This is a genomic window from Streptomyces sp. bgisy159 (genome assembly GCF_965341775.1).
Taxonomy (GTDB): Bacteria; Actinomycetota; Actinomycetes; order Streptomycetales; family Streptomycetaceae; genus Streptomyces.
In genome coordinates this window covers 81,816-106,517 of the sequence record NZ_CBDQZH010000007.1, presented here as the reverse complement: position 1 = coordinate 106,517, position 24,702 = coordinate 81,816, and the positions used below count along the sequence as shown (strand labels likewise).

24 protein-coding genes and 1 pseudogene are annotated in these 24,702 nt (G+C 70.8%); 4 read left to right on the top strand and 21 right to left on the bottom strand.

Features of this window, described 5'->3' with window-relative positions:
- Positions 1 to 20 precede the first annotated feature (20 nt).
- The 11 genes from ACSLTV_RS09850 to ACSLTV_RS09800 all read right to left on the bottom strand — a co-directional run bounded on the left by ACSLTV_RS09850 (position 21) and on the right by ACSLTV_RS09800 (position 9,611).
- Positions 21 to 911 carry a diacylglycerol kinase gene (locus ACSLTV_RS09850; RefSeq protein ID WP_432155691.1) on the bottom strand — a complete coding sequence of 297 codons (891 nt, stop codon included), beginning with the start codon at positions 909 to 911 and terminating at the stop codon, positions 21 to 23.
- 31 nt (positions 912 to 942) lie between these two features.
- Positions 943 to 1,890 carry a twin-arginine translocase subunit TatC gene (tatC, locus tag ACSLTV_RS09845; protein ID WP_432134532.1) on the bottom strand — a complete coding sequence of 316 codons (948 nt, stop codon included), beginning with the start codon at positions 1,888 to 1,890 and terminating at the stop codon, positions 943 to 945.
- A gap of 47 nt (positions 1,891 to 1,937) precedes the next feature.
- Complete coding sequence (gene tatA, locus ACSLTV_RS09840) at positions 1,938 to 2,228, bottom strand: Sec-independent protein translocase subunit TatA (protein ID WP_432134533.1); 291 nt, start codon at positions 2,226 to 2,228, stop codon at positions 1,938 to 1,940.
- Positions 2,229 to 2,491: 263 nt separating this feature from the next.
- Positions 2,492 to 2,686 carry a hypothetical protein gene (locus tag ACSLTV_RS09835; protein ID WP_432134534.1) on the bottom strand — a complete coding sequence of 65 codons (195 nt, stop codon included), beginning with the start codon at positions 2,684 to 2,686 and terminating at the stop codon, positions 2,492 to 2,494.
- A 47-nt stretch (positions 2,687 to 2,733) separates the two neighbouring features.
- Positions 2,734 to 3,027 carry a hypothetical protein gene (locus ACSLTV_RS09830; protein WP_432134535.1) on the bottom strand — a complete coding sequence of 98 codons (294 nt, stop codon included), beginning with the start codon at positions 3,025 to 3,027 and terminating at the stop codon, positions 2,734 to 2,736.
- Positions 3,024 to 4,160: a helix-turn-helix transcriptional regulator gene (locus ACSLTV_RS09825; protein WP_432134536.1), complete on the bottom strand. Its 1,137-nt coding sequence runs from the start codon at positions 4,158 to 4,160 to the stop codon at positions 3,024 to 3,026. The genes ACSLTV_RS09830 and ACSLTV_RS09825 overlap by 4 nt, the downstream gene beginning before the upstream one ends.
- Positions 4,161 to 4,179: 19 nt before the next feature.
- Positions 4,180 to 5,274, bottom strand: coding sequence for a WYL domain-containing protein (locus tag ACSLTV_RS09820; RefSeq protein WP_435611981.1), 1,095 nt, complete (start codon positions 5,272 to 5,274; stop codon positions 4,180 to 4,182).
- A gap of 130 nt (positions 5,275 to 5,404) precedes the next feature.
- On the bottom strand, positions 5,405 to 5,776 hold the full coding sequence (locus tag ACSLTV_RS09815; RefSeq protein WP_432134538.1) for an FKBP-type peptidyl-prolyl cis-trans isomerase: 372 nt from the start codon (positions 5,774 to 5,776) through the stop codon (positions 5,405 to 5,407).
- Between the two features lie 60 nt (positions 5,777 to 5,836).
- Complete coding sequence (locus ACSLTV_RS09810) at positions 5,837 to 6,841, bottom strand: FKBP-type peptidyl-prolyl cis-trans isomerase (protein ID WP_432134539.1); 1,005 nt, start codon at positions 6,839 to 6,841, stop codon at positions 5,837 to 5,839.
- Positions 6,842 to 6,980: 139 nt separating this feature from the next.
- Complete coding sequence (pafA, locus tag ACSLTV_RS09805) at positions 6,981 to 8,342, bottom strand: Pup--protein ligase (protein WP_432134540.1); 1,362 nt, start codon at positions 8,340 to 8,342, stop codon at positions 6,981 to 6,983.
- A gap of 9 nt (positions 8,343 to 8,351) precedes the next feature.
- The gene (locus ACSLTV_RS09800; protein WP_435611980.1) at positions 8,352 to 9,611 is read right to left on the bottom strand and encodes an MFS transporter; all 1,260 of its coding nucleotides are present in this window, start codon (positions 9,609 to 9,611) and stop codon (positions 8,352 to 8,354) included.
- Positions 9,612 to 9,787: 176 nt separating this feature from the next.
- On the opposite strand from ACSLTV_RS09800, the gene ACSLTV_RS09795 reads away from it, so the two are divergent.
- Entirely contained in the window at positions 9,788 to 10,804 is a 1,017-nt protein-coding gene (locus ACSLTV_RS09795; RefSeq protein WP_432134542.1) for a LacI family DNA-binding transcriptional regulator, read from the top strand.
- Between the two features lie 92 nt (positions 10,805 to 10,896).
- Here ACSLTV_RS09795 and prcA read toward each other — a convergent pair whose 3' ends face one another.
- The 6 genes and pseudogenes from prcA to arc form a co-directional block, all read right to left on the bottom strand.
- Positions 10,897 to 11,649 carry a proteasome subunit alpha gene (gene prcA, locus ACSLTV_RS09790; protein ID WP_435611979.1) on the bottom strand — a complete coding sequence of 251 codons (753 nt, stop codon included), beginning with the start codon at positions 11,647 to 11,649 and terminating at the stop codon, positions 10,897 to 10,899.
- Between the two features lie 58 nt (positions 11,650 to 11,707).
- The gene (gene prcB, locus ACSLTV_RS09785; protein WP_432134544.1) at positions 11,708 to 12,553 is read right to left on the bottom strand and encodes a proteasome subunit beta; all 846 of its coding nucleotides are present in this window, start codon (positions 12,551 to 12,553) and stop codon (positions 11,708 to 11,710) included.
- Positions 12,505 to 13,039: pseudogene (locus tag ACSLTV_RS09780) on the bottom strand (endonuclease VII domain-containing protein). The gene prcB and the pseudogene ACSLTV_RS09780 overlap by 49 nt, the downstream one beginning before the upstream one ends.
- Positions 13,040 to 13,071: 32 nt before the next feature.
- Positions 13,072 to 13,290: a ubiquitin-like protein Pup gene (locus tag ACSLTV_RS09775; protein ID WP_011027899.1), complete on the bottom strand. Its 219-nt coding sequence runs from the start codon at positions 13,288 to 13,290 to the stop codon at positions 13,072 to 13,074.
- 188 nt (positions 13,291 to 13,478) lie between these two features.
- The gene (gene dop, locus ACSLTV_RS09770) at positions 13,479 to 14,990 is read right to left on the bottom strand and encodes a depupylase/deamidase Dop (protein ID WP_432134546.1); all 1,512 of its coding nucleotides are present in this window, start codon (positions 14,988 to 14,990) and stop codon (positions 13,479 to 13,481) included.
- A 243-nt stretch (positions 14,991 to 15,233) separates the two neighbouring features.
- On the bottom strand, positions 15,234 to 17,000 hold the full coding sequence (arc, locus tag ACSLTV_RS09765; protein WP_432134547.1) for a proteasome ATPase: 1,767 nt from the start codon (positions 16,998 to 17,000) through the stop codon (positions 15,234 to 15,236).
- A gap of 243 nt (positions 17,001 to 17,243) precedes the next feature.
- On the opposite strand from arc, the gene ACSLTV_RS09760 reads away from it, so the two are divergent.
- Positions 17,244 to 17,549, top strand: a complete 306-nt coding sequence (locus ACSLTV_RS09760; RefSeq protein ID WP_432134548.1) for a ferredoxin — start codon at positions 17,244 to 17,246, stop codon at positions 17,547 to 17,549.
- 87 nt (positions 17,550 to 17,636) lie between these two features.
- On the opposite strand, the gene ACSLTV_RS09755 is transcribed toward ACSLTV_RS09760, so the two are convergent.
- The 3 genes from ACSLTV_RS09755 to ACSLTV_RS09745 form a co-directional block, all read right to left on the bottom strand.
- Complete coding sequence (locus ACSLTV_RS09755) at positions 17,637 to 18,215, bottom strand: hypothetical protein (protein ID WP_432134549.1); 579 nt, start codon at positions 18,213 to 18,215, stop codon at positions 17,637 to 17,639.
- Between the two features lie 265 nt (positions 18,216 to 18,480).
- On the bottom strand, positions 18,481 to 19,383 hold the full coding sequence (locus ACSLTV_RS09750; RefSeq protein ID WP_110627054.1) for a tRNA (adenine-N1)-methyltransferase: 903 nt from the start codon (positions 19,381 to 19,383) through the stop codon (positions 18,481 to 18,483).
- 47 nt (positions 19,384 to 19,430) lie between these two features.
- Complete coding sequence (locus ACSLTV_RS09745) at positions 19,431 to 21,089, bottom strand: site-2 protease family protein (RefSeq protein ID WP_435611978.1); 1,659 nt, start codon at positions 21,087 to 21,089, stop codon at positions 19,431 to 19,433.
- Between the two features lie 174 nt (positions 21,090 to 21,263).
- On the opposite strand from ACSLTV_RS09745, the gene ACSLTV_RS09740 reads away from it, so the two are divergent.
- Positions 21,264 to 22,349, top strand: coding sequence for a RecB family exonuclease (locus ACSLTV_RS09740; protein ID WP_435611977.1), 1,086 nt, complete (start codon positions 21,264 to 21,266; stop codon positions 22,347 to 22,349).
- Between the two features lie 14 nt (positions 22,350 to 22,363).
- Positions 22,364 to 23,035 carry a response regulator gene (locus ACSLTV_RS09735; RefSeq protein WP_432134552.1) on the top strand — a complete coding sequence of 224 codons (672 nt, stop codon included), beginning with the start codon at positions 22,364 to 22,366 and terminating at the stop codon, positions 23,033 to 23,035.
- A gap of 83 nt (positions 23,036 to 23,118) precedes the next feature.
- On the opposite strand, the gene ACSLTV_RS09730 is transcribed toward ACSLTV_RS09735, so the two are convergent.
- A complete protein-coding gene (locus ACSLTV_RS09730; protein ID WP_432134553.1) occupies positions 23,119 to 24,696 on the bottom strand; it encodes an ABC transporter substrate-binding protein in 1,578 nt (525 codons plus the stop codon).
- Between the last annotated feature and the right edge of the window lie 6 nt (positions 24,697 to 24,702).

The window sequence follows — 24,702 nt, the reverse complement described above, 5'->3', positions numbered from 1 at the left end:
CCGAGTGCGGGCCCCGCACCTCACGGACCGATGACCCGAGCAGCGCCGGGCACGCAGCGGGCGGTCAGCGGAAGCGCGCCCAGCGGCTCCCCGTCGGCGTACCCCGTGATGCCGGGCGCCTCGATCTCCACCTGCGCGGCCCGGTACACGGTGACCTTGGGGTGTTCGACGTGGGTGCCGCGGTAGACGCGCGGGAAGACGCGCAGCAGTGTCGCGCGCGAGCAGTCTCCGACCACGGTGACGTCGAACAGCCCGTCGGTGGGATCGGCGCCGGGGCAGATGCGCATACCTCCGCCGTACGAGGAGCCGTTGCCGATCGCTACCAGTGTGGCCTCGATCTCGCGCACCTCGCCGCCGTCCAGCCGGATGCGGTACGCGAAGGGCCGGAACGCGGCCAGCTCGGCGAGCATCGCCAGGTCGTACTTGGTCCGCCCGGCGGGCCGACGCATGCGGTTGCCCCGGTCGTTGACGCGGGAGTCGAAGCCGGAGGCCAGGACGGTGCCGAACCAGCGGTCGCCGACCCGGCCGAGGTCGATGTCCCGGACGCGGGAGCCCTTGAGCGCGTCGGCGACCGCCCGGCCGGCGGCGGCCGGGTCGCGCACCGGGAGACCGAGGGCGCGGGCGAAGTCGTTGCCGGTGCCCACGGCGACCACTCCGAGCGGGGTGCGGGTGCCGGCCACGGCCTGCAGGGCGAGGTTGACCAGTCCGTCGCCGCCGACGGCGACCAGGGCGCCGGTGCCGTCGGCGACGGCGTCCCGCGCGCGGGCCAGGGCGTCGGGGGCGTCCACGCCGACCACCGTGCGCACGCGGTGGCCGGCGTCCCGGAGAGCGCAAGCGGCCGGCCGCGCCGCGTCGGCGCCCCGGCCGCGGCCCGCGGTGGGGTTGACGAAGAGGGTGATCTCGCTGGTCACGGGAGTGACCCTAAGAGTTCCCCGACGTCCCTCAGGTCACGTCGTCATAACCGTTGACCCGGTCCGTGCTCGACTGCTCGGGCAGGGAGCGGCTGGTGGTGACCGCCTCGACCTCGCCGATGTCCTCGGGGGTCAGGTCCAGCTCGGAGGCCTCGTCGTCGGCGGGTCCCAGGGCGTCGCGGCGGCGCCGGCGCCGGTCGTTCAGCAGCGAGAAGGCGACCGCGCCGAAGTACAGCACCCAGATCGGGCCGGCGAGCGCCAGCATCGAGATCGGGTCGGTGCTGGGCGTGGCGACGGCGGCGAAGACGGTGATGCCGATGATCATCGCGCGCCACCAGCCGAGCATCCGCTTGCCGGTGATGACGCCGGTGAGGTTGAGCATGACCAGCAGCAGGGGCAGCTCGAAGGAGAGGCCGAAGACGACGACCATGCGCGTCACGAGCTGGAGCAGGTCGTCGAGCGGCAGCAGGTTGTCGACGCCCGCGGGGGTGAACTCGATCAGCACGCTCGCGGTGGTCGGCAGGACGCGGTAGGCGAAGTAGGCGCCGCCGAGGAAGAGCGGCACACCGGTGCCGACGAACGCGTGGGCGTACTTCTTCTCGTGCTTGTGCAGACCGGGGGCGACGAACGCCCACAGCTGGTAGAGCCAGACCGGGGAGGCGAACACGACGCCGGCCATCAGCGACACCTGGAGGGCCAGCGTGAACGGCGTGAGAAGGCCGTTGATGGTGATCCGGGCGCACTGGTCCTCGCCCGAACTCTTCGCGAGCTCCTCGAAGCTCTTCGCACAGCCGACCGAGTCCAGGATCGGCTGGGTGAGGAAATTGATGATGTCCTTGTAGAAGAAGGCCGCGACGATCGTGACCAGGACGATGGCCAGCAGCGCCTTCGCGAGCCGGTTGCGGAGCTCACGGAGGTGTTCCGCGAGGGGCATCCGCCCCTCGGGATCCTTCTCCTTGTTGCGGGCAGGCTTCAGCAACCCACGTTCCCATCTCGTGCGGCGGGCCGGAGGTCACCGGCCCTGCGTCAGCGCTTGGTGGTGTCCGTCGGCTCGGTGACCGGCCGGGAGCTGGTCACGTCGCCGGGGGCGGCCTGGATGGTGCGCTGCGCGGGGGTGTCCTCGCCGGGGTTCGGGGGGCCGGCCGGGGCGGAGGAGGAGTTGCCGCCCTCGTCCTTCATCGCCTTGGCCTCGCTCTTCAGGATGCGCGCGGACTTGCCGAGGGAGCGGGCCATGTCCGGAAGCTTCTTCGCGCCGAACAGCAAGATGATGACGACGAGGATGAGAATGATCTCGGGAGCACCGAGCTTTCCGAACATAAGTCTTTACCTTCTCACCGAGGCGGCTGGGTGGGGGCGCTGTCCGAGCGGTCGGACATGCGTCCGAACGATCGTGTTGTCAGCGATCGTAACGCTCCGGGGTGAACGTGAGGCAATCCCCGTGCGTACTCCCGTCAGCGGCCCGGGCCTCGTTCTCCGGGCCGCGATCAGCAGCGTACCTGTCGCGCGCACCCGCCCGGGAGGGCGAAAGTCACCCAAATCGCTTTCCGGACAGGACTCACAGGGCTCTCTTACCGCGCGGCTCAGAGCGAGTCCGCCGCGCGCGCCGTGCTCACCGCCGCCCGCTCCAGATCGTCCGCCGCCCGGTTGATGCGCCGGGCGGACTCCGTGACCTGGAGGGCCAGCCGCCGCGCCTCCAGGAACACCCGCACGGCGAGCACCCCGAGGACGGCGAGTCCCACAAAACCCATGGCTACCGCGAACATCGCCCAGAACATGACGTCGAGCCTAGACCCTGCGCCGCAGGCCCTCGTGCCGGCCCGGCTCAGACGGTGGACCGCAGCCGCAGGGTCCGCACGCCGCCCCGCGTGAGCAGCTCCACGATCCGCTCCCCCGCCGGCTTGCGCACGGCCACGCCGCACTCCGGGCAGGTGAAGGAGTAGAAGGTGGTACGGCTCGTGGCACCGATGGCCAGCCGCAGCGCACTCGCCGCGAGCTCGAAGCGGCCCCGGCAGTCCGGGCAGCCGGCACGGAACACCACCGGGGCCACACTGCGCATCCCCGCGAACGCGGAGGCCACCGAGATACCCCGCCCACCGGACCTCGCCGACTCGCTCACAACCCCAGCTCCTGTCCCTCGAACCGTCCGACCGGCCCGGCCGGCGAAGCCGGCGCCGTACCGGGCCCCGTCCCCGCGTCCGCGGTCGTCCCGGTGCCGGCCGGGTCGAACGCGGGGCCGCCGCCGCTGCTGCCCAGCGACGGCCGCGCCGACGTGCCGTCGTAGGCGGCGAGCGCCTCGCGGGCCGCCCGGCGGGCGCTTTCGGCGAGCTCGCGCGGGGCGACGATCCGCCCGTCGCGGCCGAGCCGCAGCGCCAGCCGTCTGAGCGAGGCCGGGTCGGGTGTGCGCAGGCTGATCCGCAGCCCGCCGTCCGGCAGCTCCTCGGCGCTGTCGTGGGGGTAGTACTCGGCGACCCACCGGCCACCGGGCCCCACCTCCACGACGACCTCCGGGTCCTCGGCGGCCGGCTGCACCAGGCCCTCCGACAGGTCCCGCAGCTCCACCTCCGGCGGGGCGGACGGCTCGTCGAGGATCTTGATCTCGGCGACCCGGTCCAGCCGGAAGGTACGGCGCGCCTCGGAGCGGCGGCACCAGGCCTCCACATAGGTGTGCCCGACGCTGACCAGGCGGATGGGGTCGATCTCGCGCTCGGTGACCTCGTCCCGGGCGGGCGAGTAGTAGCGGATCCACAGGCGCCGCCGCTCGGAGATGGCGCGGTCGACATCGGCGAAGACGCCGCCCTCCGACTCGAAGGTCACCGACAGCCGGGAACTGGCGCCCGCCGCCTCGCCGGCCGCCGTCTCCACCTTCGCGGTGGCGCGCAGCAGGGCCTGCCGGTCGCTCTCGCGCAGCCCCGGCAGCGTGGCCACCGCCCGCGCCGCCACCAGCAACGCGGTCGCCTCGTCGGCGGCCAGCCTCAGCGGCTCGGCGGCCTCCGCCCCCAGCGCGGCCGGGTTGTGCCACCAGATGCGCTCACCGTCGGTGTCGATGTCGAGCAGATCACCGCCACGGAAACTGGTGCCGCACATGGGCAGCACGTCGAGGTCCGAGACCAGCTCGTCCTCGGTGATCCCGAAAGCGCGCGCGACATCCTCGATCCGTGCGCCGGGCCGCTCCCTGAGGTACGTCACCAGGGACAGCATCCGCCGCGTCTGGTCGATCGCGTTCGCCGGCCTGACCGGTTTGCCTGCCACTGTCTCGCTCCGCTCCCCCTCAGCCGTTGGCCACGGCACTCAGCCGGTCCACGACGTCCGCCCGCAACTCCGCGGGCTCCAGGACCACCACGTCCGGCCCGAACTCCACCAGCCAGGCATCCAGCCCGTGTCCGTACGGGATGTCCAACTCGTCCCAGCCGTCGCCGAGTTCCCGGACGACGGTGGCTTTCGCCCGAAGGGGGTAACCGGCACCGGCGCGCAGCCGGATCCGCGCGCTGCGGTCCGCGGTCTCGCCCGCCCAGCTCGCCACGGTCTCACGGACGGTGACGACATCGGGGACCGGCACGGTGAAGCGGCCGCCGCGCGAGCGGACCTTGCCGGTGATCCGGGACAGCCGGAACACCCGCTCGGCGCCACGGTCACGGTCGAAGCCCGCCAGATACCAGTGGCCCCGCCAGCACTCCAGGGCCCACGGCTCTACGTGCCGGGGCTCCGGGTGCGCGGCGTTGGCCTTGCGGTAGTCGAAGACGACCGGCCGACGGTCCCGGCAGGCGAGCATCAGCGGTTCGAACGCCACCTCGTGCACGGGAATCCGCGGCTCCAGCGCACCGTGCGCGCCGTACGGGTCGACGTCCTCGGGCAGACCGGCGGCGCGCAGCTTCTGCAGGGCACCGGAGGCGGCCCCGGCGAGCCGGGCCTGCTGCCACACCTTGGCGGCCAGGCCCAGGGCGGCGGCCTCCTCGGCGTCCAGGGTGATCGGCGGAAGGCGGTTGCTGTCCCGGCGGGCGAGATAGCCGACCTCACCGTCGATGCTCTCCACCGTCTCGATGACCAGGCCGAGCTCGCGCAGATCGTCCTTGTCCCGCTCGAACATGCGGTTGAAGGAGTCGTCCCCGGAAACCCCACGGTCGGACCCGGAGGCCGCACCCTTTCCGGGCCCGGAGGCGGCACCTCTGCCCGGCCCGAAGGCCGCGCCTCTCCCCGGCCCGAAGGCCGCGCCTCTCCCCGGCCCGAAGGCCGCGCCTCTCCCCGGCCCGAAGGCCTCGACGTATGCCTCGATGGATTCGCGCAGCTCCCGCTTGCTGAGAGGCCGGCGCGTCCCGAGCAGGCACAGCGCCAGGTTCATCAGCCGCTCGGCCTTGGCAATGGCCATCGACGCCCTTCGCCTTCCCTATGGTGCTTACGAACGATGACCGTACCGTCCCGAAGTCACGCGGCAAAAGCCGAGGGCCCATGCCCGGACAGGCATGGACCCCAGATGATCGACTCCGGTCGGCTACAGCTCAGACGCCGAGCAGGTCGACCACGAAGATCAGGGTCTCACCCGGCTTGATCGCCGGGGTGGGGCTCTGGTTGCCGTAGGCGAGGTGCGCCGGGATGGTCAGCTGGCGGCGGCCGCCGACCTTCATGCCCTGCACACCCTGGTCCCAGCCCTTGATGACGCGGCCGCCACCGAGCGGGAAGCGGAACGGAGTACCGCGGTTCCAGCTGGCGTCGAACTCCTCGCCCGTGCTGAAAGCGACACCCACGTAGTGGACGGTGACGGTCTGGCCCGCCTTCGCCACCTCGCCGTCGCCCTCCCAGATGTCCTTGATCTCGAGGTCCGCCGGAGGCTGGCCGCCGGGGAAGTCGATCTCGGGCTTGTCGATGCTCACGTGTCTAGCTCCTGCTTGTTGTCGGAAAGGCAACACGCACAGTCTTGCATCCCGGCCCCGTCACAGCTTCGCGAGGATGTCCACGGTGAACACCATCGTGGAGTCCTTCTCGATACCGCTGCCGCTCGGCGGGTTGTCTCCGTACCCGAGCTCCGGCGGGATCACGATGAGGACCCGGCTGCCGACCTTCTTGCCGGTCAGGCCCTGTGCCCATCCCTTGACGACCTCACCGAGCCCGAACGAGGCCAGCGTGTCGCGGGCGTAGCTGGAGTCGAACTCCTTGCCGGTGTCCCAGACCACGCCCTTGTACTGCACCAGGGCGCTGCTGTCGGCGGTCAGCTCCTCGCCGTCACCCTCCAGGACGTACGTCGCCACCAGCTTCTTCGGCGGGTCGGTCTTGGGGATCTCGATGGACGGCGCCTTGCCGTCGGTGTTGGTGCCGGCCTTGGGCAGCTGGGGGTCGTCCTGGGCCACCTTCTCGCCCTTGGCCGAGCTGTTGGTGGGGAACGTGTCCTTCACGTCGACCACGAACACCAGCGTGTCGGTGCCCTTGATGCCCGCCTGCTCGTTGCCGGTGGGGCCGTAGCCCCAGGTCGGCGGGACCGCCATCTCGACGCGGCTGCCCGCCTTCTTCCCCGCCAGCGCGTACCGCCAGCCGTCGATGATGCTGCCCTCGGCCAGCTGGATCGCCAGGCGGGCGTCGCGGTCGTAGGAGTTGTCGAAGACCTTGCCGCTGTCCCAGATCTGACCGAGGTAGTTCGCGACGACGAAGTCCTTCTCGGCGATCGTGCGGCCGCCGCCCGCGATCAGGGTCTTCACCGCGAGCTGATCGGACGGCTGCCCGCTGCCCTTGGCGACCGTCGGCTTCTCGTCGAACTTCGTGCCCGCCGTGACCGCCGGCAGCGGCCCGTCGACGATCTTCGGTGAGGGCGCCGCCGACGTCGCCGCAGCGGAGGGCGACGCGCTCTCGCTCCCCGTGCCGGAGTCGGACTTCTCGTCACCGCATCCGGCGAGCGTGGCCAGTCCTACGGGAACGGCAGCGAGGAGGAGGGAGCGTCGGCGCACGGTGGGGGCCTCGTAATCGGTCGATCTTGCAGATGGGAGTGCGCGCAACTCTACGGCGTGAGAAGGGCGCCGTACGGAGAACGTACGGCGCCCGTGTTGCGTTCCGGGACTCGGTGCCCGTTCCGCCGAACGGCTGGTCTCACATGCCCGCGATGAGCTTCTCCACCCGGTCGTCCACCGAACGGAACGGGTCCTTGCACAACACGGTCCGCTGTGCCTGGTCATTCAGTTTGAGGTGGACCCAGTCGACGGTGAAGTCGCGGCGCTGTTCCTGGGCCCTGCGGATGAAGTCGCCGCGCAGCCGGGCCCGAGTGGTCTGCGGCGGCACGGACTTGCCCTCGAAGATCTTCAAGTCGTCGCAGACCCGGGCCGCTTGCCCCTTCTTCTCCAGCAGGTAGTACAGGCCACGACGCCGGTGGATGTCGTGGTAGGCGAGGTCTATCTGCGCCACCCGCGGATGCGACATGGTCATGTTGTGCTTGGCGCGGTAGCGCTCGAGCAGCTTGTACTTGATCACCCAGTCGATCTCGGTGCCGACGCGGTCCAGGTCCTCCGTCTCGATCGCGTCCAGAGTGCGGCCCCACAGCTCCAGCACCCGCTCGACGGTGCCGGTGCGGATGCCGCGGCGCTCGCAGAAGTCCACGGCCTTCTCGTAGTACTCGCGCTGCACCTCCAGCGCGGAGGCCTCGCGGCCGCTCGCCAGCCGCACCTTGCGCCGCCCGGTGATGTCGTGGCTGACCTCGCGGATCGCGCGGATCGGGTTCTCCAGGGTGAGGTCGCGCATCACCGTGCCCGCCTCGATCATGCGCAGCACCAGGTCGGTCGCGCCGACCTTGAGCAGCATGGTCGTCTCGGACATGTTGGAGTCACCGACGATGACGTGCAGCCGCCGGTAGCGCTCGGCGTCCGCGTGCGGCTCGTCGCGGGTGTTGATGATGGGGCGCGAGCGGGTCGTCGCCGAGGAGACGCCCTCCCAGATGTGCTCGGCCCGCTGGCTGACGCAGTAGACGGCCCCGCGCGGCGTCTGCAGCACCTTGCCCGCACCGCACAGCAGCTGCCGTGTCACCAGGAACGGGATCAGGATGTCCGCGAGCCGTGAGAACTCCCCGTGCCGGGCCACCAGGTAGTTCTCGTGGCAGCCGTAGGAGTTGCCCGCCGAGTCGGTGTTGTTCTTGAAAAGGTAGACGTCGCCCGCGATCCCCTCCTCGTGCAGGCGGCGTTCCGCGTCGACCAGGAGCCCTTCGAGAATGCGCTCGCCGGCCTTGTCGTGGGTGACCAGTTCGATCACGTTGTCACATTCGGGTGTCGCGTATTCCGGGTGCGAGCCGACGTCCAGATAGAGACGGGCTCCGTTCCGCAGAAACACATTGCTGCTGCGGCCCCATGACACGACACGGCGGAAGAGGTACCGCGCCACCTCGTCAGGCGACAGACGGCGCTGTCCCCTGAACGTGCACGTGACGCCGTACTCGTTCTCCAGCCCGAAAATGCGGCGGTCCATGAGTGAACATTACGCCCGATCCCCGGAACTGAAACGGGGTTCGACGGCTCGGTTTGGATCATTTTCCGATGAAGACGCAACAACCGTGTGTGCGACGGGCGCTGCCATTACCCGCCCCGTGGCCAGCAGAACCAGCAGCGACACGCCGCCCGCGACACTCGGAACCGCGAAACCCCACTGCGCCCCGCCCGCCTCCACGACCGGCCCCGTCAGCCCCGTCCCCACCGACGCGCCGACCGTGAAGGTCGTCACCAGCCAGGAGAACGCCTCGGTGACCGTGCCGGCCGGCGCGTGCCGGTCCACGATGACGAACGCGCAGGCGATGGCCGGCGCGAGGAACACGCCGGCGAGCGCGGTCAGCGCCACCATGGCCGGCGCGCCCGGCATCAGCGTCAGCGGCACGTAACACACCGCCAGGAAGGCCACCAGGAACCGCAGTCGCCGCTCCGGCACCCCCGGCCAGGACCGCGCCCCGTACACCAGCCCGCCGGCCAGCGCGCCCAGGCCGAGGGCCGCCATCAGCCAGCCGTAGACCGCGTCCCCGCCGTGGTCGTCCGCGTACGGCACGGAGGCGACCGTGATCGAACCGAGCGCCATGCCCACGAACAGGAAGGCGCCGAGCAGCGCGAGCAGGCCCGGTGAGCGCAGCGCGCCGAGCCAGTGCGCCTCGCGCGGGGCGGAGCGCCACGCGCGCGACGGAGGCGACACCACCACGGTCAGCGCGCCGAGCACGCCGAGCGCGTTGAGCACCAGCAGCGCGGCCTGCGCCGACCACAGCGACACACACAGCGTCACCAGCAGCGGGCCGACGGTGAACATCACCTCCTGGGCCACCGCGTCCATGGCGTACGCCGTGTGCACCTGGTCCTCGCGGCGCAGCACGGACGGCCACAACGCCCGCAGACCGCCCTCCAGCGGGGGCGTGAACAGGCCGGCGGCCGCGACGGCCGCATGGGCGACGAGCAGCGGCTGCGGCCCCGTGAACGCGAAGACGGCCATCGCGAGCGCCGAGGCCAGCGCGGCGGGCAGTTGGACGCGCGGCTGGCCGCGCAGATCGACCAGTCGCCCGAGCAACGGCTGCCCGACGGCGTTGGCGACGCCGTACACCGCCGCGAGCGCTCCGGCGAGGCTGTAGCTGCCGCCCTCCGCGCGCACGAAGAGCACGATCGCGATGGCGGCCGTGGCGTTCGGCAGTCGGCCCACCAGAGTGCCGGTGAGCAGCCGTGCCGCGTGCGGCGCCTTGAGGATCTCCAGGTAGCCAGCGGCCATGGCCTTGCCTCCATCGGCTCGCCGGGGCTCTCGCCCACCCCGGAGTTTTACGTATAACGTCCACCGTCATACGTACCATGGCCGCTGTTCACCAGTCCAGACGCGCGCCGTCCGGTGCATCCCTTCTCCGCGCACCACCAGGACACCCGCGACCCACACGAAAGAGCAGGCCCCCGGTGCCACCAGGCAGCACCCGCCCCACCAGCCGTGATGTCGCACAGGCCGCCGGAGTCTCCCAGGCCGCCGTCTCCCTGGTCCTCGGCGACAAGTGGCGCGGCCGGGTCTCCCGGACCACCGCGGAACGCGTGCGCGAAGCCGCCCGGGAACTCGGCTACCGGCCGAACCTGGCCGCGCGCAACCTGCGCCTGGGCCGCACCCGCACCGTCCTGCTGGTGGTACCCGCGCTGACCACAGAGTTCTTCGCCGGCGTCTACACCGGCGCCGCCCGTGTCGCCGCCGACCACGGCTTCGGCGTCGTCCTCTACCCCTCACCCGAGGGCATCGGCCCCGCCCGCGACCCCTTCGCCTCCGCCCCGGCCGCCCTCGACGGCGTCATCGCCTCCTCCATGGCCGCCGACGCCCTCACCGCCATCCGCGGCGACCAGCTCCCCCTGGTCATGCTCGACAGCGATCCCGCCGGCAGCCTCGGCGCGGCCACCGTCAACCTCGACATCACCGACGGCGTCCGCCGGACCGCCGAACACCTGCTGGACCTCGGCCACCGCCGCTTCCTCCACGTGGCGGCCGACATCCCCTCCTGGACCTTCGAGGTGCGCGCGCGGGAACTCGCCGCCCGCCTCGCCGCGGTCCCGGGCACCACACTGCGCACCGCCCGCACCCCGATGAGCATCGACGGCGCCTTGTCCGCCGCGGAGGCCGCCCTCACCACCACCGGCCCCCTGCCCACCGCGGTCGTCTGCGACGACGACAAGCTGGCCGCGGGCGTCTACAAGGCCGTACGCCGACGCGGACTGCGCATCCCCGACGACATCTCCGTGACCGGGGTCGACGACATCGCTCTGGCCGCCGCCCTCGACCCCGAACTGACCACCGTCCGCCTGGACGCCGAGCTGTTCGGGGAACGCGGCATGCACGCCCTCCTGGCGGTCCTGGACGGCCGTACGCCGGACGCCGGGGACATCCCCGTCGACCTGGTCGTCCGAGGCTCCACCGGGGCGCCCAGAGCCTCCTGAGACGCTTCGTGCCCCAGCCGCAGAGACGGCCGGGGCACGACGGATGGAAGCGGACGGAAACGGTCGGGCGGCGGCGCCCCCTCCGGCCGGCCTCAGTCCTCCCCGGAGCCCTCCTCCTCGGAATCCTCCGCCTCGGACGCCGCGCCGCCGGACTCCAGCAGCCGCGACAGCCGCGCGCCGACGATCCGCTTGAACTTGCGCTTCTGCGGCCGCGTGCGGTCCAGCACCGCCACCTCCAGGCGCTCGGCGGGGATCTCCCGCTGCGTGCCGTTGGTGTCGCGCGAGAGTGCCTGCACCGCCAGCTTCAGGGCCTCGGCCAATGTCATGCCGTCCCGGTGCCGCTGGTCCAGATAGCCGCTGATCTGCTCGGCGTTGCCACCGACCGCCACCGAGCCGTGCTCGTCGACGATCGAACCGTCGTGCGGCAGCCGGTAGATCTGGTCGCCCTCCGGGGTCTCCCCCACCTCGGCCACCACCAGCTCCACCTCGTACGGCTTCTCCGCCGCCGAGGAGAAGATCGTGCCCAGCGTCTGGGCGTACACGTTGGCCAGGCCGCGAGCCGTGACATCGTCGCGGTCATAGGTGTAACCACGCAGGTCGGCGTAGCGGACACCGCCGATGCGGAGGTTCTCGTACTCGTTGTACTTGCCGGCGGCGGCGAAGCCGATCCGGTCGTAGATCTCGCTGAACTTGTGCAGCGCGCGGGACGGGTTCTCGCCGACGAACACGATGCCGTCGGCGTACTGCAGCACGACCAGGCTGCGGCCACGGGCGATGCCCTTGCGCGCGTACTCCGCGCGGTCGGCCATCGCCTGCTGGGGTGAGACATAGAACGGCGTCGACACCGGTTATCCGTCCCTTTCTGTGGAAGTCACTGGATCACCTTGCAACAGGGGCGGCCGGCTACAGCAGGGCGGCCCGCGGACCGTCCGGCTGCTCCAGCCGGCGCTCCAGCACCGAGCGGGCGATCTCGGAGGCCTCCTCTTCGGTGAGCCGGCGGAAACCGTCCTCGGTGATCACGGTGACGATCGGGTAGATCCGGCGCGCGACGTCGGGACCACCGGTCGCCGAGTCGTCGTCGGCCGCGTCGTACAGCGCCTGCACCACGAGCGTGGTGGCCTCGGACTCGCTCAGGTCGCCGCGGAACAGCTTCTTCATGGCGCCCCGGGCGAAGATCGAACCCGAGCCGGTGGCCGCGTAGCCATGCTCCTCCGACCGGCCGCCCGTCACGTCGTACGAGAAGATCCGCCCCTTGGCGCGGTCCACGTCGTACCCGGCGAACAGCGGCACGACGGCCAGGCCCTGCATCGCCATGCCCAGGTTGGACCGGATCATGGTCGACAGACGGTTCGCCTTGCCCTCCAGGGACAGCTGGGCGCCCTCGACCTTCTCGAAGTGCTCCAGCTCCAGCTGGAACAGCTTGACCATCTCGACGGCCAGGCCGGCGGTTCCGGCGATACCGACGGCGGAGTACTCATCGGCGGGGAACACCTTCTCGATGTCCCGCTGCGCGATCACGTTCCCCATGGTCGCCCGCCGGTCACCGGCCAGGACGACGCCCCCCGGGAAGGTCACCGCCACGATCGTCGTCCCGTGCGGCGCCTCGATCACCCCCTGCGTGGGCGGCAGCTGCCGGTTGCCGGGCAGCAGCTCCGGCTGGTGCTCCGACAGGAAGTCCATGAAGGACGAGGACCCAGGCGTCAGGAAGGCAGCTGGTAGACGCCCGGTGCTACGAGTGTTGGCTTCCACGCGATTCCTTCCAAGTATGCGGCGGCCCGGCGGGCGGCGTCGGGGTCGTCCCCCAACTTGCCGATGGCCGAATTGCAGTTGAAGCACATTACGCCACGGACCCTACCCGTCTCGTGGCAGTGATCCACATGAACGGCCGGGGCTCTCAGACAGATCACACAGAGCCCCTTCTGAGCGGCGACCATCTCGTCGCGCTGGGCTTCGGTGAGGCCGTACTGACGCTCCAAGTGGCCCGCTCGGCCCTCTGCGGCTCGGCAGGCCTTGCAGCGCGTCGACAGCCCGTCCGAGGCGGTCGCGTTGCGGTGCCACTCGCTCCACGGCCTGACCTCGCCGCACTTGAGAGTGACGCTTCCGGTGATAGTCCGACGCGCAATCCCGGCAGTGTTGCTGCAGACCATCCAGATTGGACCGCCTGCGGTGGAAGGCTGCGCGCGGCTTGTACTCACCACACCGCACACAGCACTTCAGGCCTTCTTCGCTTGCCAACTCAAGCGCCCCCGTTACCTTCCATTCGAAGGCTACTCGCCGCCTTTTTGAACGAAACTTCGAACGAAGTCCTCGGCGTTCTCCTCCAAGACGTCATCGATCTCGTCCAGGACGGAGTCCACGTCGTCGCTCAGCTTCTCCTGCCGCTCCTTGAGGTCCTCCGAAGCCTGCGCGTCCTGCGCCTGCTCCTCGACCTCCTCGGTGGAGCGCGTCGCCTTCTGCTGGCCGCCGCCGGTGTCCTTGGTCGCCATAACCCTCACCCCGCTCAGTTAGCCCGACATGGTCGACAGGTCGGCTTTCCTGCCGATCGGTGATGATCAGACCCTACAAGCCCGGTCTGACATCGGCCCCACGGTTGCTGCAACGCGTGGGGTTCCTCTCCATGATTCCCGGGCACGAGGGTTTCCACCCTGCGCGCCCGGACCGGCCGCGTACCCGTTCAGCCTCCCGACAGCACCCTGACCAGGTCTTCTGCCGTACGGCACCGGTCGAGGAGCGCTTTGACGTGATTTCGCGTTCCGCGAAGCGGTTCGAGGGTTGGAACGCGCTGGAGCGAGTCGCGGCCGGGGAGGTCGAAGATCACGGAGTCCCAGGAGGCCGCGGCCACGTCGTCGGCGTACTGCTCCAGGCAGCGGCCCCGGAAGTAGGCGCGGGTGTCCTCGGGCGGCGTGGTCTTGGCCCGCTCGACGTCCTCCTCGTCCAGCAGGCGCTTCATCCTGCCGCGTGCGGCGAGCCGGTTGTACAGGCCCTTCTCCGGCCGTACGTCGGCGTACTGGAGGTCTACGAGGTGCAGGCGCGCGGCGTCCCAGTCGAGTTCGTCGCGGCGCCGGTAGCCCTCCATGAGCTCTCGTTTGGCGACCCAGTCGAGTTCGCCGGCGAGGCTCATGGGGTCGTTCTCCAGGCGGGTCAGGGTGTCCTCCCAGCGCGCCAGGACGTCCTTGGTCTGGTCGTCGGCGTCGGCTCCGTAGCGCTCCTCCACGTACTTGCGGGAGAGCTCGAAGTACTCCATCTGCAGTTGCACCGCGGTGAGTGTGCGGCCGCTGCGGAGGGTGACCAGGCGCTTGAGGGAGGGGTCGTGGGAGACCTGGTGCAGGGTGCGCACGGGCTGTTCCACGGCCAGGTCGACGGCGATGAAGCCGTCCTCGATCATGGCCAGGACCAGGGAGGTCGTGCCCAGCTTGAGGTAGGTGGAGATCTCCGACAGGTTGGCGTCGCCGATGATCACGTGCAGGCGGCGGTACTTCTCCGCGTCGGCGTGGGGTTCGTCGCGGGTGTTGATGATCGGCCGTTTGAGGGTGGTCTCCAGGCCGACCTCGACCTCGAAGTAGTCGGCGCGCTGGCTGAGCTGGAAGCCGTGTTCGTGGCCGTCCTGCCCGATGCCGACGCGACCGGCGCCCGCGAAGACCTGGCGGGAGACGAAGAAGGGCGTCAGGTGGCGCACGATGTCCGAGAAGGCGGTCTCCCGCTTCATCAAATAGTTCTCGTGCGTGCCGTAGGAGGCGCCCTTGTTGTCGGTGTTGTTCTTGTAGAGGTGGATGGGCTGGGCGCCCGGGAGCGCGGCGGCCCGCTCGGCGGCCTCGGCCATGATCCGCTCGCCGGCCTTGTCCCAGAGGACGGCGTCGCGGGGGTTGGTGACCTCCGGGGCGCTGTACTCGGGGTGTGCGTGGTCGACGTAGAGGCGTGCCCCGTTGGTCAGGATGACGTTGGCGAGGCCGATGTCCTCGTCGGTGAGCTGACTGGCGTCGGCGGCCTCTCGGGCCAGGTCGAAGCCCCGGGCGTCCCGTAGCGGGTTCTCCTCCTCGAAGTCCCAGCGGGCCCGGCGGGCCCGGTGCATCGCCGCCGCGTAGGCGTTGACGATCTGGGACGAGGTGAGCATGGCATTGGCGTTGGGGTGGCCGGGGACGGAGATCCCGTACTCCGTCTCGATGCCCATTACTCGCCGTACGGTCATGCGGCCCTCCTTGCCCGGCGGCACCCTCGGTCGTGGGCGCCGCTCACGTACCGCTCGTGCTCGAGCGGCAGTGCGGTGCCCGTCCCCGCACTGCGCGACCCGGCGGTACGAAAGAGCCTAGAACGCCTTTGCGCTGGTGGGGAGATCATTTGCGTCATTGCGTCGGTCGCCCTTGGTCCGGTCGTGGCCGGAAAAACAGTCGGCTGCGGGTACCCGCTGAGGGCACCCGCAGCCGCCCGTGTCCTACAGGTACTGTCCGGTATTGGCCACCGTGTCGATGGAGCGTCCGGTGTCCGCGCCCTGCTTTCCGGTGATCAGGGTGCGGATGTAGACGATCCGCTCGCCCTTCTTTCCGGAGATCCGGGCCCAGTCGTCCGGGTTGGTGGTGTTGGGCAGGTCCTCGTTCTCCTTGAACTCGTCCACGCATGCCTGGAGGAGGTGGGAGACGCGGAGGCCCTTCTGGTTCTTCTCCAGGAAGTCCTTGATCGCCATTTTCTTGGCGCGGCCCACGATGTTCTCGATCATGGCGCCGGAATTGAAGTCCTTGAAGTAGAGGACTTCCTTGTCGCCGTTGGCGTAGGTGACCTCCAGGAAGCGGTTCTCCTCGGATTCGGCGTACATCTGTTCCACTGCGGTCTGGATCATGCCCTGGACCGTGGATCCCTTGTCGCCGGCGTGCTCGGCGACGTCGTCGGAGTGGAGCGGGAGGCGCTCGGTGAGGTACTTGCCGAAGATGTCCTTGGCGGCCTCGGCGTCCGGGCGCTCGATCTTGATCTTGACGTCGAGGCGGCCGGGGCGCAGGATCGCGGGGTCGATCATGTCCTCGCGGTTGGAGGCGCCGATCACGACCACGTTCTGCAGGCCCTCGACACCGTCGATCTCGGCGAGCAGCTGGGGGACGATGGTGTTCTCCACGTCCGAGCTGACGCCGGAGCCTCGGGTGCGGAAGAGGGACTCCATCTCGTCGAAGAAGACGATCACGGGGGTGCCCTCGCTGGCCTTCTCGCGGGCTCGCTGGAAGACCAGGCGGATCTGGCGCTCGGTTTCGCCGACGTACTTGTTGAGGAGCTCGGGCCCCTTGATGTTGAGGAAGAAGCTCTTGCCGGCGGCCTGGCCGGTGACCTCGGCGACCTTCTTGGCCAGCGAGTTGGCGACCGCCTTGGCGATGAGCGTCTTGCCGCATCCGGGGGGACCGTAGAGCAGGACGCCCTTGGGCGGGCGCAGTTCGTGCTCCTTGAACAGGTCGGGGTAGAGGTAGGGGAGCTCGACGGCGTCGCGGATCATCTCGATCTGGTTGCCCAGACCGCCGATCTGCTCGTAGCCGATGTCGGGCACCTCTTCGAGGACGAGTTCCTCGACCTCGCTCTTGGGGACGACCTCGTAGACGTAGCCGGAGCGGGGTTCGAGCAGCAGGGCGTCGCCGGCGCGGATGGTGACGTCGAGCAGGGGCTCGGCGAGCCGGACCACCCGTTCCTCGTCGGTGTGCCCGAGTACCAGGGCTCGCTCGCCGTCCTCGAGGATCTCCTTGAGGGTGACGATGTCCCCGACGCGCTCGAACTTCATGGCTTCGACCACGTTGAGCGCTTCGTTGAGCATGACTTCCTGGCCGCGGCGCAGGTCGTCGAGGTCGACGCTGGGGCTGACGTTCACCCGCAGTTTGCGGCCGCCGGTGAAGATGTCGGCGGTGCCGTCCTCGTTCGCCTGCAGGAAGACACCGAAGCCGGCCGGTGGCTGGGCGAGCCGGTCGACTTCCTCCTTGAGGGCCACGATCTGGTCGCGGGCCTCGCGGAGCGTGTTGGCGAGTCGCTCGTTCTGGGCGGACACGCCGGCCAGGTTGGTCTGCAGCTCGACGATCCGCTCTTCGAGAATCCTCGTGTGTCGCGGAGAGTCGGCGAGCTTGCGTCGCAGGACGGCGATCTCCTGCTCGAGATAGGCGATCTGCCCGGCCGGGTCGTCGGACCCGCGTCCCGGGCGGATGCCGCGGTTCATGTCGTCGTCGTGGGCTGCCACGGTCCTCACCTCCTCCAAGGGGAGCTGGACGCTTCCAGACCCTACCTGGGTGGGTGTCGATTGAAACCCCTAGATCACAAAGACTGTCGGGGTGTGTCCGATCTTCACCCTTGCGCTCTCCCTCACGCCAGGGGAATACCCACCGAACATGGTGGGGAAGCGGCCGAGGGTAGGGTCGAAGTGTTCAACACCCGTCAGAGCCTGCTTCGTTCCCGTGGGGCTCGACCGTAAACGGCAGGAGACATGAGCGTGCAGCAGGAGACCGGGGCCGGCGGTGAGGCGCTGGAGGTCTGGATCGATCAGGATCTCTGTACCGGTGACGGTATCTGCGCCCAGTACGCGCCGGAGGTGTTCGAGCTGGACATCGACGGTCTGGCGTACGTGAAGGGCGCCGACGACGAGCTTCTGCAGGACAGGGGGGCGACGACGCCGGTGCCGCTGCCGCTGCTGACGGACGTGGTGGACTCGGCGCGGGAGTGTCCGGGCGACTGCATCCATGTGCGGCGGGTTTCGGACAGGGTCGAGGTGTACGGCCCCGACGCCGGGTGACGGGACGGGCACGCTCGGTGACGCTTGTCTGATTTCTCACACCCTGTCTCGTTCGTCACATTCGCCGTTCACCGCATTCGCCGAGCTTCAGACGGCGTGGGTGCCCGCGGGGGTCGAGCGGACGAACGTGCCGTGCTGCCACCGCCACTGGACGGTGTCCTCGGTGTCCGGGCAGCAACTGGGCACGTCGGCCGACGAGTAGCCGAGGAGGGTGGCCCGGACGGCTCCGTCGGTGACGGAGAGTTCCGTGACGGTGGAGCGGTCCCCGGGGTCCACGAGGGTGGCGACCACGCGCGCGTGGACGGCGCCGTCCCCCCGGGTGAGCACGTACACGCCGTCGGGTGGGGTGCCCATGGGTGCGTCGCAGTGGACGACGGCGACCGTCTCGGGGCGGCCGTCGCCGTCGAGGTCGCCGGAGGCGGTGCGCATCACCAGGGCCTGGACCGGGCCGCACTCGACGGGGAAGTCGACTCCGGTGGTGGCGGGGGCGGCGGCGGGGGCGGGCGCCGACTTGGTGTGCGGGGCGTTCGACTGGGCGGCGCGGGCGGGGTCGGGCTGCAGGACCGAGGAGAGGGCCACCACGCCGGCGACCGCGGCCGCGGTCGCGACCCAGTGGATGGGCCGGGCGTGGGTGTGCGCCAGTTCCGGGACGACGGAGTGCTGCACTAGGCGTGTCTCCTGTGAGGGCGGTGCCGGTGGTGGGGGTGGCCAGCATGGTGCCACACGTCACAGGTCGTGGGAACGCCGGGGGTGCCAGGTCGGGCCGGGAACGCGGGGGTTCGGTCGGGTGCCCGGTGCGGCGTCGGGCGGTGTGCCGCGGCTGCGCGGGCGGGCGGTCAACGCTTCGACGCCGTGGCCGAGTTCCGCGGGGGTCCGGGAACTCGGCCACGGCGTCGTGTCGTTGCCGTGGTGTGCGGTGGGTGGGGGCGCGTCAGCGGCCCATGCCACCGTCGGCGTTGGGGCCGGAGTAGTCCTCGCCGTAGGCGCCCTTGGCGGGGCGGCGCCGGCGCATGGGCGGCTCGACTCCGTCGGCGAGGCGGCGGGCGGTGAGGAGGAAGCCGGTGTGGCCGATCATCCGGTGGTCGGGGCGGACGGCCAGGCCCTCGATGTGCCAGTTGCGGATCATGGTCTCCCAGGCGGTCGGCTCGTTGAAGCAGCCGATCTCGCGGATGGACTCCACGGTCCGGGCGAGCTGGGTGGTGGTGGCGACGTAGCAGCACACGATGCCGCCGGGGACGAGCGCCTTGGAGACGGCCTCCAGGCACTCCCAGGGGGCGAGCATGTCGAGGATGACGCGGTCGACGTCGGTGTCGGAGAGGTTGTCCTGGAGGTCGCCGACGGTGAGCTGCCAGGCGGGGTGGGGGCCGCCGAAGTAGCGCTCGACGTTCTGCCGGGCGATGTCGGCGAAGTCCTCGCGGCGCTCGTAGGAGTGCAGCATGCCCTGGTCGCCGATGGCGCGCAGCAGGAAGCTGCTGAGCGAGCCGGAGCCGACGCCGGCCTCGACGACGCGGGCGCCGGGGAAGATGTCGGCGAAGGCGAGGATCTGCCCCGCGTCCTTCGGGTAGACGACGGCTGCCCCGCGGGGCATGGACAGGACGTAGTCGGGGAGCAGGGGGCGCAGCGCGAGGTAGGCGACGTTCCCGGTGGTGCGGACAACGCTGCCCTCGGGAGCGCCGATCAGTTCGTCGTGCGGGAAGGAACCCTTGTGGGTGTGGAAGTTCTTCCCGGCCTCGAGCGTGAACGTGTAGTGGCGGCCCTTGGGGTCGGTCAGCTGTACCTGGTCCCCGACCTTGAAGGGCCCGCGCCTGCGGGCGGCACCGGTCGGTTCGGACATGTGACCAGAGTACCGGGGTTTGCGGGGGTGGCCGACCACGCGCGGGGTCAGCTGGGGCGGGCCATGGCCTTGACGAAGGCCCGCTCGACGTCGGCGGCGGACAGGACGCCGTAGATCTCGCCGGTCTCCTCGACGACCAGGTACTCGGTGGCGGGGGTGGCGCGCAGGGCGTCCAGGAGGTCTTCGCCCGCGAGTTCGGCGGAGACGCGCATGCCGTCGGTGAGGTCCGCCGCGAGACCGCTGACGGCGACCCAGGGCCGCCGGTGTTCCGGTACGCCGACGATGGCGGCCTCGCGGACGAGGGAGACGGGTTCGCCCTGGGCGTCGACGACGACCAGGGCGCGTGCGCCGGCGTCGTTGGCGCGGCGCAGGGCCTCGGAGAGGGGGGTGTGGGTCCCGACCGGTACGGCGCGGCGGGTGAGGTTGCGGGCGCGCAGTTCGGGGAGGTGTTCGCGCAGGCGGGCCATGCGCAGGCTGTTGCCGGCGCCGGTCCAGATGATCGCGGCGAGGATGGCGGCGAGCAGGGCGTCGGTGACGGTGTCCATGCCGACGCTGTCCTCGGCCGGGGAGCCGAGGGCGCCGGACTGGGTGAGCAGCGGCAGGCCGATCAGGACGGAGACGGCGAGCGCGCGGCCGACCCAGGCTGCGGCGACGGTGCCGCTCATGGGCCTGCCGGTGATCTTCCAGACGACGGCGCGGAGCATCCGGCCGCCGTCCAGGGGCAGGCCGGGGAGCAGGTTGAAGACCGCCACGATGAGATTGGAGATCATCAGGCCGGCGAGCAGTACGCCGGGGACGGTGCCGGGTTCCACGGGGCGCAGGGCGAGGTAGAAGAGGCCGGCCAGCAGGAGGGAGAACAGGGGGCCGACGAAGGCGAGCACGAACTCGCGTCCCGGGGTCTCGGCCTCCTTCTCGATCTCGGAGACGCCGCCGAAGAACTGCAGCTGGATGCGGCGGACGGGGAGCTTGAAGCGGAGGGCGGCGATCGTGTGCGCGAGTTCGTGGACGAGGACGGAGGCGTAGAACGCGACCGCGAAGAAGAGCGAGACCAGGTAGCGGGCGGCGCCGAGTTCCGGCAGCACCCGGTCGAGCTGGCCGCCGAAGACCCAGGTGATCAGCGCGGCGACGAGGAACCAGCTGGGGGCCACGTACACGGGGACGCCGAAGGGCCGTCCCATGAGCAGCCCGCCGCGCGGTTCGGGGGCCCGCTGCGGGGGCCGCGGTCTGGCCGCCGTCGCCTCGTCGCCGGCGCCGTGGGGGCGCGCGGGGGTGTGTGCGGGCGTGTGGGCGAGGGTCCGGTGGTGGTCGCCGGTGCGCTGGTGGTCGCCGGGGGCGGGGGCGGTGCCCGGGGCGGTGGGGCCGTCCGGTGACGGGTGGTCCGCGGGGGCCGGCGGCGGGTGAGGTGGGTCGGCGGGCCGCGGGGCGTCGGCGGCTGCGGTGTCGGGGTCGGAGGGGGAGTCGGCCGTGTCCGGATCGTGCTCACGGGGGGCGTCGGGGCCGGAGGCGTGGTCCTCGGTCGGCCGGGGTCCGGGCGTGGTGGGACCGGACCCGGTCGTCGTGTCCGCCGGCGGCTGCTGGGTGGGGCGCTCGTCCGCCGGGGGCTGGCCGGGTGTGCCGGTCGGCTGAGCCGCGGGCTCTGTGGGATGCCCGGTCGCCGGCTGTTCGTCGGCCCGGCGTGGCCGCCCGCTCCCGCCGCTTTCCACCACGGTGTCCCCTCGTTCGAAGCAACTCCCGCTCCTGCCGGGCGGAAGGGTCTTTGACCGATGGTATGCGGCGCTCGGGCGGTGTTCCGCCCGGCACCCCCCGTGTCTCACCGGCCGCCGCCCCGGTCGTGGCCCGTGGCCGGGTCACTGTCAGTGGCGACCCGTATGGTCTGTGGCATGGAGAGCAGCAGCGAGGAGATGACCGCGCCGGCCCCGGAGACGGTGCCGGGGTCCGGCGGGACGGCGGTGGACCCCGGCTCGGCGGGCGCCGTCGGCACCGCGACCGCGGCCGGTGCCGAGGCCGGCGCCGACGCGGTCAACGGGACCACCACCGACGCCGACGCCGACGCCGGCACCGGCACCGACGGCCTCCCCGTCTCCCCCGGGCCCTCCCCGTCGGGCGGTGCCCCGGCGATACGGCCCGCCTCGCTGTCCCCCTCCCGTGCCAGTGACTTCATGCAGTGCCCGCTGCTGTACCGGTTCCGGGTGATCGACCGGCTGCCGGAGAAGCCGAGCCCGGCGGCGACCAGGGGCACGCTGGTGCACGCGGTGCTGGAGCGGCTGTTCGACGCTCCGCCGGCCGAGCGGACCGTGCCGCGCGCCAGGTCGCTGGTTCCGGCGCAGTGGGACCGGCTGCGGGAGACCCGGCCGGAGGTGAGGGAGCTGTTCGCCGACGATCCGGACGGCGAGCGGCTGGCGACCTGGCTGAGCGAGGCGGAGCGGCTCGTGGAGCGCTGGTTCTCGCTGGAGGACCCGACGCGGCTGGAGCCGGCCGAGCGGGAGCTGTTCGTCGAGGCGGAGCTGGAGTCGGGGCTGACGCTGCGCGGCATCATCGACCGGGTGGACGTGGCGCCGACCGGCGAGGTCCGGATCGTCGACTACAAGACCGGAAAGGCGCCCCGGCCCGAGTACGCCGAGGGCGCCCTGTTCCAGATGAAGTTCTACGCGCTCGTCGTGTGGCGGCTGAAGCGGGTCGTCCCGCGCCGGCTGCAACTGGTCTACCTGGGCAGCGGTGACGTGCTGACGTACGACCCGGTGCCGGCGGACCTGCGGCAGGTGGAGCGCAAGTTGCTCGCGCTGTGGGACGCGATCCGGCTGGCGACGGAGACCGGGGACTGGCGGCCGCGCCCGACGAAGCTGTGCGGCTGGTGCGACCACCAGGCGCACTGCCCGGAGTTCGGCGGCACTCCCCCGCCGTATCCGCCGGCGTCGAGGGCGGCCGGGTCCGCGGAGGGTGCGCAGGGCAGAATGGGGCCGGACTAGCGAAGGAGACTTACGTGGCCATCCGTGTCCTACTGGTCGACGACCAGCCGCTGTTGCGCACCGGCTTCCGGATGATCCTGGAGGCCGAGCAGGACATCGCGGTCGTCGGCGAGGCCGGGGACGGCCTCCAGGCCCTGGACCAGGTGCGGGCCCTGCAGCCCGATGTGGTGCTGATGGACATCCGCATGCCGCGGATGGACGGGGTGGAGGCGACCCGGCAGATCACCGGCCCGGGCCGGGACGGCCCGGCGAAGGTGCTGGTGCTGACCACCTTCGACCTCGACGAGTACGTGGTGGAGGCGCTGCGCGCCGGTGCCAGCGGTTTCCTGCTGAAGGACGCGCCGGCCCATGAGCTGGTGCAGGCGATCCGGGTCGTGGCGGCCGGGGAGGCGTTGCTGGCGCCGAGCATCACGCGCCGGCTGCTGGACAAGTACGCCACGCATCTGCCGTCGGGTGAGGAGCCCGTGCCGGACACCCTGCACACGCTGACCGAGCGTGAGGTCGAGGTGCTGAAGCTGGTGGCCCGGGGCCTGTCGAACGCCGAGATCGCCGCGGACCTGTTCGTCAGTGAGACGACCGTGAAGACGCATGTGGGGCATGTGCTGACCAAGCTGGGTCTGCGTGACCGGGTGCAGGCGGCGGTGTACGCCTACGAGAGCGGGCTGGTGCGCCCCGGGGCGCAGTAGCGGCCGCCGGCCGGCCTCCGCACGGCGCGGGGCGCCCTCCCCTGAGGGTGGGCGCCCCGCGGACCGGCCGGGGGTGGCGTGGCTCAGATCTTCTTGAGCTCCCAGAAGCGGAACACCGTGGAGGCGTCCAGGCAGTACTCGAGGCCGCGGACGCCGTCCCGGACGACGGCGTACTGCTTGGCCTGCCAGATGGGCAGCACGGGCAGTTGCTCGGCCACGATGTTCTGCAGCTCGGCGAAGTCCTTGTCGGTGGAGGCGCGGTTGCTCTGGGCGGCGGTGCGCGGGATGAGCGTGTCGGTGATGGTGCGGTTGCTGTAGTTGTTGCTCAGCACGTTGCCCTCGCCGAAGAAGGGTGCGGTGAAGTTGTCCGCGTCCGGGTAGTCCGGGACCCAGCCCTTGACGTACACGCCGTACTTGCCGTCGGCGATGTCCTTCTCGTACTGGTCGTAGGCGACGGACTGCACGTCGGCGGCGAACAGTCCGCTGGCGTTGAGCTGGGCGGCGATCGCCTTCAGCGCCTGGTCGGTGGCGGGGCCGTAGCGGGACGGCGTGGACCACAGGGTGAGCTTCACCTTCTCGGTGATGCCCTCGTCCTCCAGTGCGGCGGCGGCCTTGGCCTTCGACGGGGTGTCGCCGTAGCGGTCGAAGAAGGCGGTGTTGTGGCCCGCGATGCCCGCCGGGATGATCGAGTAGAGGGGCTCGGCGGTGTCCTCGTAGACGTCCTTGATGAGGGCGCCGCGGTCGATGAGGTGGGCGACGGCCTTGCGGACGCCGAGCTTGCCGGCGACCGGGTCGTCCATGTTGAAGACGAGGTGCTGGACCTCGGCGCTGCTGCCCTCGACGACCTCGATGCCCGAAGCGCCGCCGTCCTTCTCCAGGTCGGCGATGTCCCCGGCCGTCAGGCCTCGGTAGGCGATGTCGACGTGGTTGTCCTGGACGGCGTCCTTCAGGGCGGTCTGGTCGCCGTGGAAGAACTTCAGGGTGACGCCGGAGTTCTCCACCTGGGCGCTGCCCTTGTAGTGGTCGTTGACGGTGAAGACGGCCTCGTCGTCGCCGAAGGAGTCGAGCTTGTAGGGGCCGGAGCCGACGGCCTTGCCGTCCTTGCGCAGGCCGTCGGCCTCGTACTCCCGGTGGTCGACGATGGCGCCGGCGCCGGAGGCGATCTTGCTGGGGAAGGTGGCGTCGGGCACCTTCAGGCGGAAGACGACGGTCTTGGCGTCCGGGGTCTCGACCTTGTCCAGCATCGGGAACATGATCGCGGGGCCGTTCTCGTCATTGATCTTCAGCATGCGATCGAAGGAGAACTTGACGTCCTCGGAGGTGAGGTCGTCGCCGTTGCTGAACTTGAGGCCGTCCTTGAGGGTGCACCGGTAGACGGTGGCGCCGGAGTCCGCGAAGGAGCACTCGCGAGCGGCGTCGGGCTCCGGTTCGGTGCCGCCCTTGGGGAAGCTGAGCAGCGACTGGAAGACGTTGTTGAACAACAGCCACGAGCCGGGGTCGTACCCGGAGGCGGGGTCGGTGGCGAGGACGTCGTCGGACATCCCCATCACCAGGGTGCCCGCGTTGCCGGAAGTCCCGGTCTCCGTGCCGCATCCGGTCAGCAGGCCGGAGGCCAGCCCCGCCACGATCGGCAGGACCGGCCACTGGTTGCGCATGTTCACGTGCTT